The sequence below is a fragment of the Pseudomonas sp. NPDC077408 genome, assembly GCF_050269105.1.
In the GTDB taxonomy this organism is placed as follows: domain Bacteria; phylum Pseudomonadota; class Gammaproteobacteria; order Pseudomonadales; family Pseudomonadaceae; genus Stutzerimonas.
Genome location: NZ_JBNNHS010000014.1, coordinates 14827 through 27374, shown reverse-complemented (window position 1 = coordinate 27374; position 12548 = coordinate 14827). Strand labels below are relative to the sequence as shown.

13 protein-coding genes and 1 tRNA gene are annotated in these 12548 nt (G+C 59.7%); 7 read left to right on the top strand and 7 right to left on the bottom strand.

What is annotated here, in order from left to right; all coding sequences use genetic code 11:
- Nucleotides 1-9: 9 nt before the first annotated feature.
- The 4 genes from ACQKEK_RS22155 to ACQKEK_RS22140 all read right to left on the bottom strand — a co-directional run bounded on the left by ACQKEK_RS22155 (nt 10) and on the right by ACQKEK_RS22140 (nt 3310).
- Nucleotides 10-84 (bottom strand) — tRNA-Gln (locus ACQKEK_RS22155).
- Between the two features lie 14 nt (nt 85-98).
- On the bottom strand, nt 99-959 hold the full coding sequence (gene ispE / locus ACQKEK_RS22150) for a 4-(cytidine 5'-diphospho)-2-C-methyl-D-erythritol kinase (protein ID WP_499144348.1): 861 nt from the start codon (nt 957-959) through the stop codon (nt 99-101).
- Nucleotides 959-1579, bottom strand: coding sequence for a lipoprotein insertase outer membrane protein LolB (gene lolB, locus ACQKEK_RS22145; protein ID WP_499144347.1), 621 nt, complete (start codon nt 1577-1579; stop codon nt 959-961). The genes ispE and lolB overlap by 1 nt, the downstream gene beginning before the upstream one ends.
- A 3-nt stretch (nt 1580-1582) precedes the next feature.
- Nucleotides 1583-3310 (bottom strand): tetratricopeptide repeat protein, encoded by a 1728-nt coding sequence (locus ACQKEK_RS22140; protein WP_499144346.1) that lies wholly within the window; start codon nt 3308-3310, stop codon nt 1583-1585.
- Between the two features lie 183 nt (nt 3311-3493).
- On the opposite strand from ACQKEK_RS22140, the gene hemA reads away from it, so the two are divergent.
- The 6 genes from hemA to ACQKEK_RS22110 all read left to right on the top strand — a co-directional run bounded on the left by hemA (nt 3494) and on the right by ACQKEK_RS22110 (nt 8899).
- Entirely contained in the window at nt 3494-4762 is a 1269-nt protein-coding gene (gene hemA / locus ACQKEK_RS22135) for a glutamyl-tRNA reductase (protein ID WP_101153329.1), read from the top strand.
- A complete protein-coding gene (prfA, locus tag ACQKEK_RS22130) occupies nt 4759-5841 on the top strand; it encodes a peptide chain release factor 1 (protein ID WP_045424959.1) in 1083 nt (360 codons plus the stop codon). Before hemA ends, prfA begins: the two co-directional genes overlap by 4 nt.
- 66 nt (nt 5842-5907) lie before the next feature.
- Nucleotides 5908-6735: a peptide chain release factor N(5)-glutamine methyltransferase gene (gene prmC / locus ACQKEK_RS22125; protein WP_499144345.1), complete on the top strand. Its 828-nt coding sequence runs from the start codon at nt 5908-5910 to the stop codon at nt 6733-6735.
- A 19-nt stretch (nt 6736-6754) separates the two neighbouring features.
- Nucleotides 6755-7510 carry a molybdopterin-synthase adenylyltransferase MoeB gene (locus ACQKEK_RS22120; RefSeq protein ID WP_128121779.1) on the top strand — a complete coding sequence of 252 codons (756 nt, stop codon included), beginning with the start codon at nt 6755-6757 and terminating at the stop codon, nt 7508-7510.
- Nucleotides 7503-8294 (top strand): glutamate racemase, encoded by a 792-nt coding sequence (murI, locus tag ACQKEK_RS22115; protein ID WP_499144344.1) that lies wholly within the window; start codon nt 7503-7505, stop codon nt 8292-8294. The genes ACQKEK_RS22120 and murI overlap by 8 nt, the downstream gene beginning before the upstream one ends.
- A gap of 86 nt (nt 8295-8380) precedes the next feature.
- Nucleotides 8381-8899 carry an acyloxyacyl hydrolase gene (locus ACQKEK_RS22110; protein ID WP_446697697.1) on the top strand — a complete coding sequence of 173 codons (519 nt, stop codon included), beginning with the start codon at nt 8381-8383 and terminating at the stop codon, nt 8897-8899.
- 40 nt (nt 8900-8939) lie between these two features.
- Here the strand turns inward: ACQKEK_RS22110 and ACQKEK_RS22105 are convergent, their stop codons facing one another.
- From ACQKEK_RS22105 to upp, 3 genes are all read right to left on the bottom strand, one after another.
- Entirely contained in the window at nt 8940-9257 is a 318-nt protein-coding gene (locus tag ACQKEK_RS22105) for a YkgJ family cysteine cluster protein (protein WP_499144343.1), read from the bottom strand.
- A 91-nt stretch (nt 9258-9348) separates the two neighbouring features.
- On the bottom strand, nt 9349-10611 hold the full coding sequence (locus ACQKEK_RS22100) for a uracil-xanthine permease family protein (protein WP_499144342.1): 1263 nt from the start codon (nt 10609-10611) through the stop codon (nt 9349-9351).
- Between the two features lies 1 nt (nt 10612).
- A complete protein-coding gene (gene upp / locus ACQKEK_RS22095; RefSeq protein ID WP_045424968.1) occupies nt 10613-11251 on the bottom strand; it encodes a uracil phosphoribosyltransferase in 639 nt (212 codons plus the stop codon).
- A gap of 175 nt (nt 11252-11426) precedes the next feature.
- Between upp and ACQKEK_RS22090 the strand changes: the two genes are divergently transcribed.
- Nucleotides 11427-11984 carry a hypoxanthine-guanine phosphoribosyltransferase gene (locus tag ACQKEK_RS22090; RefSeq protein ID WP_101153319.1) on the top strand — a complete coding sequence of 186 codons (558 nt, stop codon included), beginning with the start codon at nt 11427-11429 and terminating at the stop codon, nt 11982-11984.
- Nucleotides 11985-12548: the final 564 nt, after the last annotated feature.

Genomic DNA, 12548 nt, shown 5'->3' with positions numbered 1-12548 from the left:
GAAAGGTTATGGCAGGGGCGGCTGGATTCGAACCAACGCATGCCAGGATCAAAACCTGGTGCCTTACCGCTTGGCGACGCCCCTGTAACCTACAACCTCTAACCACTTGCTTCCTGTGCCAGCTGCGCAAGCTTTCGGTGCAACATCGAAATATTGCGGCCTTGAGCGACGAATGCTGGTAAATCGGCTGGAAGTTGGCGGCAAACTTTATCAGCCTCACCCTTGTTTGGGAAGCTCCCAAACACACAAGCTCCAGTGCCGGTCATTCTTGCTGGAACAAATTTGTTCAACAAGCTCAAAGCGTTACGAACTTCTGGGTAACGCCTCTCGACTACCGGCTGACAGTCGTTATGACCGCCCCCTGCAAGAAGGCTGCGAACTGTAATGGCCGGGGTATTGCGTGTCAACTCTGGGTCGGAAAATATTTCCGCTGTACTAACAGAGACTTGCGGGGCGATTACGAGGTACCAGGGTTCGCTCAATTCGACCGGTTGCAGGCGTTCACCAACCCCTTCGGCAAAGGCTGCGCAGCCTCTAACGAATACCGGAACATCAGCACCCAATGCCAAGCCGATCTCCGCCAGCGTGTCTTCGCCCAGATGGGTCTGCCAGAGGTGATCGAGGCCAAGCAGGGTGGTGGCCGCATCGGAGCTTCCACCGCCAATACCGCCGCCCATGGGCAAGCGCTTGCTCAATTCAATGTCGGCGCCTTGAGTGCAGCCGCTGCGCCTTTGCAGCAGGCGTGCAGCGCGCACGATCAGGTTGCTGTCATGGTCGACGCCCGGGAGGTCCGTATGTAATCGGATTTGTTCATCGGATCGAGGTCTGAAAGTCAGCTCGTCGCCATAGTCGAGAAACTGAAACAGCGTTTGTAGCTCGTGGTATCCGTCGGCGCGACGGCCGAGGATATGCAGCATGAGATTGAGCTTGGCTGGGGCAGGGAGTGTCAATGCGAGCATCAGCGTCCGAGCTGGCGCGGTTGCCAGTCCTTGACCACCAATGTGATTTTCAGGTCACGACCTGCCAATTTGATGCGATTTGGCAGCGGATAACCGTCCTCCTCGGTATAGCCCAGGTACTGAACATCCCAACCATCTTGCTTCAGGCTGGCTAGCTGCCCGTTGGCGTTGAGGGCGATGCGGCTGCGGCTGTCCGGAGCCGGTAGGCCGCGTACCCACCAGAGCAGGTTGGAGACGGGTAGCTGCCAGCCCAGCTGGCTTTCAACCAATGCTTCCGGCGAGTCGGCCTCGAAGCGTCCCTGGCCGGCAACTTCCAGCGCCACCGCATCGGGGCGTCCAGTCAGGCGCGTAGCGCCGCGACCTAAGGGGCCGGAGAGACGAATATCGAAATAATCCTGGCGCTGCAGCCAGAACAAGGTGCCGCTGCCGGAATCCTGCGGTGCCTGAATTCCTATCTTGCCGCTGATCTGCCAGCCATCGATCTCGCTGATATGGGCTTTATGGGTCTTCCAGTCTTCGGCATTGCCGGGGCCTTCAACTGACTCCTGCGGACCGAGACCGGCGCAGCCAGCTAGCAGCAAGGCGAGGGTGGGGGCCAGCAGGTTACGCATCAGCTTCATGGGTCAGGGTTTCTCCGAGCCTGTCAGTCGTTTGATGGTGTCACGCAGGACTTGGCTATCGGGCTGCGCCTTCAAGGCTTTCGCCCAGATGGCCCGCGCTTCGCGCTGCTTGCCAGCAGACCACAGTACTTCGCCAAGGTGAGCGGCGACTTCATGGTCGGGAAAGCGCTCAAGCGCCTTGCGCAGTTGGGCTTCTGCTTCCTGCAGATTGCCCAGCCGATAGTTGACCCAGCCAAGCGAGTCGAGAATTGCGGCATCGTCAGGGTTGATCCGATAAGCCTGTTCGATCAGATCAAGTGCTTCCTGATAGCGGTCGGTGCGGTCAGCAAGCGTATAGCCGAGCGCATTGATAGCCATGGCATTGTCTGGCTCGCGCTCGATGATGTAGCGAAGGTCTCGTTCCAGCTGAGCCAGGTCGCCGCGCTTTTCGGCAATCATCGCTCGGGTATAGAGCAGGTTCAGGTCGTCCGGAAACTCAACCAGCGCCTGTTCCGCCAGTTTCCAGGCTGCTTCGATCTGTTGCTGGCCGGAAAGCGCTTCCAACTCGATGAGGTACAGCTGTATGGCGTAATCGGGCTGCTCGTCTCGAGCGCTTGCCAGCAGCTGTGACGCTTCCTGGTTGCGGTCGAGGGTGAACAGCAGCTCCGCCTGCATCAGTTTCGCCGGCAAATATTCGTTGCCTGGGCCGACCTTGGCGAACGCGGCCAGTGCCTGCTCGTGCTTGCCCAGCTCACGGTAGGCCCGGCCCAGATTGAAATGAGCGGCGTCGAGATGGCTCCCCCGCTCGATCAGTTCCTCTAGATAAACAATGGCTTCACGCCAGGCTTGCGCTTCGAGGCATACCAGCGCCATCGAGAAGCGCAAGTCATCGTCGCTTGGGTATTGTTGAACCAGCGTGGCGAATTCACCCATGGCTTCGTCGAATCGATCCTGTTCCACCAGCAGCCGTGCGTAGGTCAACCGCAAGCGCTTGTCTTCGGGGTGCTGGCGGAGGCTTTTTTCCAATAGCGGCATGGCTTCATCGGTGCGCTCCAAAACCTGCAGCAGACGAGCCTGGAGCAGAATCGACGGGATCTGCTGCTCGCTGGCTGGTTGCTCCTCGAGCAGCGCGAGTGCTTCTTCAGGGCGAGCGTCCTGCTGCAGCAACACGGCCTTGCCGAATTTCAGTTGGGGATTGTCGGGATGCTTTGCCAGCAACTGGTCGAAACTCTTGAGCAGGCCAGTGCGCGTGTCCGGATCGGTTTCAGCGGCGGACAGCGCGAGGAAGTCAAAATGCGTGTCGCCCTGACCCCGGAGCACCTTTTCCATGAACGAGAGGGACTCTTCGTAACGCCCCGCGCGCGCCAGCTGAACGGCTGCAGCGCGCTGGGCGTCGAGATTGTCCGGTGCATTGTTCGCCCAGATGATGGCCGTATCCAGCGCCGCTTGGTCTGCGCCGAGGTATTCGGCGATGCGGAAACCGCGCTCCGCGACGCCGGCATCCTGCGTCGCGTTGGCCTGCTGGACATAGGTGCCCAAGGCGATATCGAAGCGATTACGCTGGCCAGCCAGTTCTGCCACTAGTAATGCATACAGGGTATCGCCGCTGAACGAGCCATACTCGTTTGGGCTTTTTGCCACAGGCTCCGCCGTGACCTCCTCGATCGGCGGGCCGCTGTCCGGGGGGCTCTGCATGAAGCTTTGGCAGCCACCGAGAAATAGAACGGCGCTGAGGGCGAGGAGTTTTTTCATAGGGAACATTAGGCTGGTCTGCGGTCGCGGCATGATGACACAAGCGACCAGGCAAGCACATGGCTCGGCTTTGGCCCAGCATTTTCTGGGCTTGGTCCGTTACAGACAATGTCTGGCAATGGTTGTTCTGAGGCAGGCGAAGTAGGAGAATCGCGCGCTCCGTTTTCGAATCAGCGATCCTGCATGGCTTTCCTCGCGCTTGGCATTAATCACAAGACCGCATCGGTGGACGTGCGAGAGCGTGTGGCGTTCACGCCAGAACAGATGGTCGAGGCGCTGCAGCAGCTGTGTCGAGTCACGCCCACGCGTGAAGCAGCGATTCTATCGACCTGCAATCGCAGCGAGCTTTACCTGGAACAGGAGCAGCTCGAGGCTGAGACGGTGCTGGCTTGGCTTGCCAACTATCATCGGTTGAACCTCGACGATCTCAAGGCGTGTGCCTATGTGCACACTGACGACCAGGCGGTTCGGCACATGATGCGTGTTGCCTCCGGTCTGGATTCGATGGTGTTAGGTGAGCCGCAAATCCTCGGGCAGATGAAGTCCGCCTATGCTGTGGCGCGTGAGGCCGGTAGCGTCGGCCCGCTGTTGGGGCGTTTGTTTCAGGCCACCTTCAGCACCGCTAAAACCGTACGTACCGACACCGCCATCGGGGAAAACCCGGTTTCAGTCGCGTTCGCTGCGGTCAGCCTGGCCAAGCAGATCTTCGCCAACCTTGATCGCAGCCAGGCGTTGCTGATCGGCGCTGGCGAGACCATCACCCTGGTCGCCCGGCACCTGCATGAACAGGGCGTCAAGCGCATCGTGGTGGCCAACCGTACCCTCGAACGCGCGAGCGCGCTGGCCGAGCAGTTCGGTGCTCATGCCATCTTGCTTGCTGACATTCCGCTGGAGCTCTACAACAGCGATATCGTCATCAGCTCGACCGCCAGCCAGCTGCCGATTCTCGGCAAGGGGGCGGTCGAGCAAGCGCTGAAGAAGCGCAAGCACAAACCGATGTTCATGGTGGACATTGCCGTGCCGCGCGATATAGAAGCGCAGGTTGCCGATCTGGATGATGTCTATCTCTACACCGTTGATGATCTTCATGAAGTGGTGGCAGAGAATCTCAAGAGCCGTCAGGGCGCTGCACAGGCCGCCGAAGAGCTGGTTGCGGTCGGGACTGACGATTTCATGGCGCGGCTCCGTGAGCTGGCCGCTGTGGATGTGCTCAAGGCTTATCGGCAGCACGCCGAGCGCCTTCGTGATGAGGAGCTGCTGCGTGCCCAGCGGTTGTTGGCCAATGGCGGCACGCCCGAGGATGCGCTGGCGCAGCTAGCGCGGGGACTGACCAACAAGCTGCTGCACGCGCCCAGCGTTCAGTTGAAAAAACTTTCTGCCGAAGGGCGTGTGGAGGCTCTGAGCATCGTCCAGGACCTCTTCGCCCTGCAAGACAGCACGGACAAACCATGAAAGCGTCGCTGCTCAACAAACTCGATACTCTGCAGGACCGCTTCGAAGAGCTGACAGCGTTACTGGGTGACGCTGAGGTGATCAGCGATCAGACCCGTTTTCGCGCCTATTCGCGCGAGTACGCCGAAGTCGAACCGGTCATCGCCACCTATCGCGAATTCCTCAAGATGCAGTCCGACCTCGAGGGTGCTCAGGCATTGCTCAAGGACAACGATCCGGATGTTCGCGAGATGGCGGAGGAAGAAGTCGCCGAAGCACGCGGAAAGCTCGAGGCGATCGAGGCTCGGCTGCAGCGCATGCTTCTGCCGAAGGATCCCAAGGATGGGCGTAACGTCTTCCTCGAGATTCGCGCTGGCACCGGTGGCGACGAGGCAGCGATCTTCTCTGGCGATCTGTTTCGTATGTATTCCCGCTACGCCGAGCGGCAAGGCTGGCGCGTCGAGATCCTGTCCGAAAGCCCGGGTGAACACGGCGGCTACAAGGAAGTGATCTCGCGAGTCGAGGGCGATAACGTATTCGCCAAGCTCAAGTTCGAGTCGGGCGCACACCGGGTTCAGCGCGTACCCGAAACCGAATCCCAGGGACGTATCCATACCTCGGCCTGCACCGTTGCGGTCCTGCCGGAGCCGGACGAGCAGATCGCCATCGAAATCAATCCGGCTGACCTGCGCGTCGACACCTACCGCGCCTCCGGAGCTGGCGGTCAGCACATCAACAAGACCGATTCGGCGGTGCGTATTACCCACTTGCCCAGCGGCATTGTGGTGGAATGCCAGGAAGAGCGCTCGCAGCACAAGAACCGTGCTCGGGCCATGGCCTGGTTGGCCGCCAAGCTGCAAGATGTGCAGGACAGCGCAGCGCACAAGGAAATTTCCGATACGCGCAAGTTGCTGGTGGGCTCGGGTGATCGTTCCGAGCGTATTCGGACTTACAACTTCCCACAGGGGCGCGTTACGGATCACCGCATCAACCTGACGTTGTATTCGCTCAATGAAGTGGTCAGCGGCGCAGTTGAGCAGGTGATCGAACCGCTGCTGCAGGAATATCAAGCCGATCAGCTTGCTGCGCTGGGCGACTGACCGCTCGCTTATCCAATCCTTCCGGTTGTCGATGGCGGCGTACCTCTGAGTCCTGGAAACCCGAACATGGCGACAATCGATTACCTGCTGCGTGCCGCCCAGCTGCCCGACTCGCCGAGCGCCAAGCTCGATGCCGAGTGGCTGCTTGCGGCCGCGCTGGGCAAGGGGACAAGCTACCTGCGCACCTGGCCTGATTGCGAGGTGCTACCCGAGGTCGAGGCTCGCTTTGCGGCTTACCTTGAGCGTCGTCGGCTTGGCGAGCCAGTGGCTTACATTCTGGGCCGCCAGGGATTCTGGAGTCTCGATCTCGAAGTGGCGCCACATACCTTGATTCCGCGACCGGACACCGAACTGCTGGTTGAAACGGCGTTGGATATGCTTCCAGCTGGTCCGGCGGATGTGCTCGATCTGGGTACGGGGACCGGTGCGATTGCCCTGGCGCTTGCAACTGAGCGCTCGACCTGGCGGCTTACCGGCGTCGACCGCATCAGCGAAGCCGTTTCGCTGGCCAACCGTAATGCTCAGCGACTTGGGCTCGGCAATGTGCGGTTTATCGAGAGCCAGTGGTTCTCTTCGCTCGCGGGCCAGCGTTATGGATTGATCGTCTCCAATCCGCCCTACATTCCCGCCAGTGACCCGCATCTGTTGCAGGGCGACGTGCGCTTCGAACCGAGCAGTGCGCTAGTGGCGGGAGAAGATGGACTGGATGACATCCGGCTGATCATCGAGCAGGCGCCTACTCATCTGCTTTCGTCCGGCTGGTTGATACTGGAGCACGGTTACGATCAGGCTATGGCGGTGCGGACCCTGTTGTTCGATGGCGGCTTCGTCGATGTCGCTAGCCGCAAGGATTTCGGTGACCACGAGCGTGTCAGCTTCGGGCGGCTGCGATGAACCCAATGAGGAGTAGTGCATGCTGAGCGATGACGAGCTGCTGCGTTACAGCCGCCAGATCTTGCTGAGACAGGTTGATATCGAAGGCCAGCTCAAGCTTAAGCAGAGCCGTGTGCTGATCGTCGGGCTTGGCGGGCTGGGTTCGCCCGTCGCCTTGTATCTTGCCGCCGCCGGTGTCGGTGAACTCCATCTGGCGGATTTCGATCAGCTCGATTTGACCAATCTGCAACGTCAGATTGCTCACGACACGCCATCGGTGGGGTTGCACAAGGTGGACTCGGCAATGGCTCGGCTATCTGCGCTCAACCCTTTGGTCAAGCTGGTGCCGCACCGGGCAGCGATGGATGCCGATACGCTTGGTGCCGCTGTGGCAGGAGTCGACCTGGTGCTGGATTGCACGGACAATTTTGCGGTTCGTGAGGCTGTTAACGCAGCGTGTGTAGCGGCCGTGAAACCGCTGGTGAGCGGCGCGGCCATACGGCTCGAAGGGCAGCTATCGGTGTTTGACCCTCGGGTCGAGTCCAGCCCCTGCTATCACTGCCTCTACGGCCATGGCACTGAGGCTGAGCTGACTTGCAGTGAAGCAGGCGTGCTCGGGCCTGTCGTCGGCTTGGTGGGTAGCCTGCAGGCGCTTGAGGCAATCAAGCTGCTTGTCGGTTTCGGTGAGCCTTTGATTGGCCGCCTGTTGTTGGTGGATGCGCTGTCCAGTCGTTTCCGCGAGCTGAAGGTCAAGCGCGACCCGGCCTGCGCAGTCTGCGGAAGCGGCCGTGTCTGACAATGGCCCAATTGGGGTTTTTGATTCTGGTGTGGGCGGGCTGTCGGTGCTCCGGGAGATTCGTGCCCGCCTGCCTCATGAGTCGTTGCTGTATGTAGCGGACAGCGGTCACGTCCCTTACGGCGAAAAAAGCCCGGAGTTCATCCGCGAGCGCTGCCGGGCTATCGCTGGGTTTTTGCTTGAGCAAGGCGCCAAAGCGCTGGTGCTGGCCTGCAATACCGCAACGGCCGCAGGGGTGGCGGACTTGCGAGAGCAGTATCCACAGCTGCCGTTGATTGGGATGGAGCCTGCGGTTAAACCAGCCGCCCGGGCAACCCGCAGCGGGGTGGTGGGCGTGCTGGCCACAACGGGCACCTTGAAGAGCGCTAAATTTGCGGCGCTGCTGGACCGTTTCGCCAGCGACGTGCGTGTCATCACGCAGCCATGCCCGGGCCTCGTCGAGCGTATCGAAGCGGGCGAGCTCGCTACGGCAGGCACCCGCGCGCTGCTTGAGAGCCTGGTCCGGCCATTGATCGCGCAGGGCTGCGATACGCTGATTCTCGGCTGTACCCATTATCCTTTCGTAAAGCCGCTGCTGCGCGAAATGCTTCCCCCTGAGGTCGCACTGGTCGATACCGGTGCTGCGGTCGCGCGGCATCTCGAGACCTTGCTAGCAGCCAACGGCCAGCTAAGCGACGGTAAAGCCACCGTGCGCTTCTGGAGCAGTGGCGATCCCCGCCGATTGGCCTGCGTTCTACCGGTACTTTGGGGCGAAAACGGTACAGTTTCATACTGTTCTGTTTAGGAACTCCCCACGCAGGCAGGCCTCTGTATTGGGGTGATACTTAGCAAAAGACAAGCGATGCCAACGTTCCAATAAGGACATTCCGTATGAAAAAACTGATTTCCCTCGCTGCAGTTGCGGCTATCTCGATGGGGCAGGTGGCTGCCGTACATGCACTCGACCTGACTGCTGCCGTTGGCCGCACAGGCGAGTCGACGACGACCTATCGGCTGGGCGCGCAATTCGACTTCAACCGTAGTTGGTTCCAGACCAGCATAGGTCGGCTAACTGGGTACTGGGATGCAGGCTATACCTACTGGGAAGGCGACGAGACCTCAAGCAACCACAGCATTTCGCTCGCACCGGTCTTCGTCTATGAATTCAACGGCGGGTCAGTGACGCCTTATCTCGAAGCGGGCATCGGCATCGCAGCATTCGAGAATACCGAAGTGGAAAACAACGACCTGGGCTCGTCTTTTCAGTTCGAGGACCGCTTTGGTGCTGGCCTGCGCTTCGCAGGCGGACATGAGGTTGGCGTGCGAGCCATCCATTATTCCAACGCAGGCATCAAGAATCCCAACGACGGTATCGAAAGCTACGCAGTGCATTATCGAGCCTCGTTCTGATCACTGATCTTGGAGGCTGTGGAGGTTGATGGCGCTGTCGTCAGCCTTCCATATAAGCATTTGCTGAGCCCTTGCGCTCGTCCAGGCAGTCATCCGAGCCCAGCTCGAACTCCCGGCAGATAAGCGGCCGCTGAGCGTAGATGGTGCAGCGCATGCTGTCCCGGTCGAGTGCTACGCACCACCCATCGTCGAGGCGGCGCATCACTTGGCCGCCCCAGTCGTCTTCATCGATGAAGCGCTCCGGGACGCCAGTGTCGGTCAGCAGCAGTACTTCGAGGCGACAACAGCACGCGGCGCAGCTGCTGCAGCTGACCGTCTCGTCGGGCAGCTGGCGGTGGGGAATGGCAGATTGAGTCATCGCGGCAGTCTACGCGTCTTACATCGGGATAGCTGCATGCCGCTAATGCCGCTGAGAAGGTAAACCAGCACGTTCGTGCTGGCGCAATAGGCTAGCTGTTTTCTTCGATTTGCTTGTTTTTCCAGCCTTCACCGCCGGGCAGCACCAAGTTGAGTAACAGCGCGATGATGGCGCATAACGAGATACCGGACAGGCTGAATTCCCCGTAGCCGAACGTCATACCGCCGATGCCGAACACCAGCGTCACGGACACGATGATGAGGTTGCGCGCTTCGGCCAGGTCCACCTGATGGCGAATCAGAGTGCTCAGACCAACCACCGCGATCGAGCCGAACAGCAGGCAGAGGATGCCGCCCATGACTGGCACTGGAATGCTCAGCAGCCCAGCTCCAAACTTCCCGATGAAAGCCAGGACAATGGCGAAGGCCGCCGCCCAGGTCATGATTTTCGGGTTGTAGTTCTTGGTGAGCATCACCGCGCCGGTCACTTCCGCATACGTGGTGTTAGGCGGGCCACCGAACAGTCCCGCTGCTGAAGTCGCCAGGCCGTCACCCAGGAGCGTGCGGTGCAAACCCGGTTTCTTGATGAAGTTGTTGCCCGTCACGCCACCAATCGCCACCACGCCACCGATGTGCTCGATAGCGGGTGCCAGCGCGACCGGGACCATGAACAGAATTGCCCCCCAGTGGAATTCCGGTGTGACGAAGTTCGGCACTGCCAGCCATGGTGCTGCCGCGATCCCGGTCGTATCCACGACACCAAACGCGAACGACAGACCATAGCCCACAGCGACGCCAGCCAGGATCGGCACCAGCCGGAACAGACCTTTACCAAGTACGGCCACTAGCAGGGTCGTCAGCAGGGCGGGCATTGAGATCATCATGGCCGTGGTGTAGGGCACCAGCTGAGCGCTGCCGTCACCGGCTTTGCCCATGGCCATATTGACTGCGACGGGCGATAGGGCGAGACCGATGGAGATGATTACCGGTGCGATCACTACGGGAGGGAGTAGCCGGTCTATGAATCCAGGGCCTTTAAGGCGCACCGCAAAGCCGAGAAACATGTAAACGATGCCGGCCGCGACCACGCCGCCAAGCACCGCTGGCAGGCCAAAGTCACCCTTGGCGGCGATGATCGGCGCGATGAAAGCGAAACTCGACGCCAGGAATACGGGTACCTGGCGTTTGGTGACCAGTTGAAACAACAGGGTGCCAATACCGGCGGTGAACAGCGCGACGTTGGGGTCCATCCCGGTAATCAGCGGCATCAGTACCAGCGCGCCGAACGCCACGAACAGCATCTGCGCACCCGCCAGCACTTGACGTCCTAGCGGTTCTTCCATGGGTTGCGGCATCTCAGATGTCCTTCTGCTTGGTGCCGAAGATCTTGTCTCCGGCATCGCCCAGGCCGGGCATGATGTAGCCGTTCTCGTCCAGGCGGTCATCAATGGAGGCGGTATAGATGGTGACGTCCGGATGTGCCTTTTCCACGGCCTCAATGCCTTCCGGTGCAGCCACCAGAACCAGGGCGCGGATTTCCTTGCACCCGGCCTTTTTCAGCATGTCGATTGCTGCAACCATCGATCCGCCGGTTGCCAGCATCGGATCGATGATCATCGCCAGGCGTTGATCGAGATCATCGACGAGGCGCTCTAGGTAAGTGTGCGCCTGCAGAGTTTCCTCATTACGTGCAATGCCGACCGCGCTGACCTTTGCACCTGGTATCAGGCTGAGTACGCCGTCGAGCATGCCGATACCTGCTCGGAGAATCGGCACAACGGTAATCTTCTTGCCAGAAATCTTTTCAACCTGGACCGGGCCACACCAGCCGTCGATGCTGTAGTTTTCCAACGGCAAGTCGCGAGTCGCTTCGTACGTCAGGATCGAGCCAACCTCCTGCGCCAGTTCGCGGAAATTCTTGGTACTGATATCGGCACGGCGCATCAACCCAAGTTTGTGGCGAATAAGCGGGTGGCGGATCTCTCGAGTGGTCATGGTTGGCTCCGGCGGTCGAATAAACCGGCGTAGATTAATGCATCAGGGTGTTAGCGGCTATTCATGTATCCGAGAGGGCTTGCCCTGCGCATGGATGCATCGGTATCGTCGCGCCCCTTAATTTGAGGGTGGCTGATCGAGCTGCTTCAACTTTCAACTGTCTTGGAGCATCGCCATGTCCGTCGATCTTGCACACGTCCGCCAGATCATGGCTGAAGCCGACTGCCTTTATTCCGACGCGGAGGTCGAAGCGGCAATCGACGCGGTGGCCGCGAAAATCAACGCTGAACTGGCCGACCGAAACCCTGTGGTGTTCTGCGTGATGAACGGTGGGCTGATTTTCTCTGGCAAGCTGGTTACCAAGCTGAATTTCCCGCTGGAACTCTCCTACCTGCATGCGACGCGTTATCGCAACGAAACCAGCGGAGGCGAGCTGTTCTGGAAAGCCAAGCCAGAAATCTCGTTCATGGATCGTGATGTGCTGATTATCGACGACATCCTCGACGAAGGGCACACGCTCGGCGCGATCATTGATTTCTGCCGGCATGCCGGCGCTGCCGCTGTGCACACTGCGGTGCTGGTCGATAAGGATCATCAGCGCAAGGCGCGCCCAGATCTTAAGGCTGATTATGTTGGGCTCAGCTGCGTCGATCGCTACGTGTTCGGCTATGGCATGGACTACAAGGGATACTGGCGGAACGCGCCTGGCATTTTTGCTGTTAAAGGCATGTGACGAGTTACCCGCTGGCACTAAAAGTCGCGTTTCTGTAGACGTTCGGATCGCGGCTTCGGACCTAAGCGATAAAAAACGCGCGGTGGTCTTTCTCGCATCGGCCTAAAGGCTTCCTGCCGACAGGCTGTCTCGCTCTGTCTTTGCGCCTCGGCAGCGGTTCTGGTGTCCGTGAGCGTTGGCGTTCCATTCCCTTCCGGTTGTTTCGTTTCGCCCCACGCGTTGCGCTTTGGTAACGCTCTTGCGCATCGCTGCGTGTCTGGCTGCGTGTCTGTTCGTCGCGGCGGATGGTTCCTGTGCCCGCGTGGAGCTCGGCTGTTCGAGTGAACGCTGACCAGTTGCGCTCAGCTCCGCCTAAATCCTCGCGAACAGCATCGCAACTGCTCTATTTAGAGGGTTGCGTCTCTTTGACTGGCGGCTAAGCTCTCGGGTAGCTTCGTCGAAGGTCATCCGCTGCGCTGGCAGCTATCCGGTTGCAGGCCAGTACTGGGAAGGCCATTCATACTTAAGAATGACAAAGCAAATCAAACCTTAGTGCGCTTAACCCTCTGCCTTCGTGTGGTTAGG

Coding starts and splice junctions, on each gene's coding strand:
- ACQKEK_RS22105 (WP_499144343.1), bottom strand. CDS start 9,257: ATGACTCAATCTGCCATTCCCCACCGCCAGCTGCCCGACGAGACGGTC.
- ACQKEK_RS22090 (WP_101153319.1), top strand. CDS start 11,427: ATGTCCGTCGATCTTGCACACGTCCGCCAGATCATGGCTGAAGCCGAC.
- hemA (WP_101153329.1), top strand. CDS start 3,494: ATGGCTTTCCTCGCGCTTGGCATTAATCACAAGACCGCATCGGTGGAC.
- ACQKEK_RS22120 (WP_128121779.1), top strand. CDS start 6,755: ATGCTGAGCGATGACGAGCTGCTGCGTTACAGCCGCCAGATCTTGCTG.
- prmC (WP_499144345.1), top strand. CDS start 5,908: ATGGCGACAATCGATTACCTGCTGCGTGCCGCCCAGCTGCCCGACTCG.
- ACQKEK_RS22110 (WP_446697697.1), top strand. CDS start 8,381: ATGAAAAAACTGATTTCCCTCGCTGCAGTTGCGGCTATCTCGATGGGG.
- upp (WP_045424968.1), bottom strand. CDS start 11,251: ATGACCACTCGAGAGATCCGCCACCCGCTTATTCGCCACAAACTTGGG.
- ACQKEK_RS22140 (WP_499144346.1), bottom strand. CDS start 3,310: ATGAAAAAACTCCTCGCCCTCAGCGCCGTTCTATTTCTCGGTGGCTGC.
- ispE (WP_499144348.1), bottom strand. CDS start 959: ATGCTCGCATTGACACTCCCTGCCCCAGCCAAGCTCAATCTCATGCTG.
- lolB (WP_499144347.1), bottom strand. CDS start 1,579: ATGAAGCTGATGCGTAACCTGCTGGCCCCCACCCTCGCCTTGCTGCTA.
- prfA (WP_045424959.1), top strand. CDS start 4,759: ATGAAAGCGTCGCTGCTCAACAAACTCGATACTCTGCAGGACCGCTTC.
- ACQKEK_RS22100 (WP_499144342.1), bottom strand. CDS start 10,611: ATGCCGCAACCCATGGAAGAACCGCTAGGACGTCAAGTGCTGGCGGGT.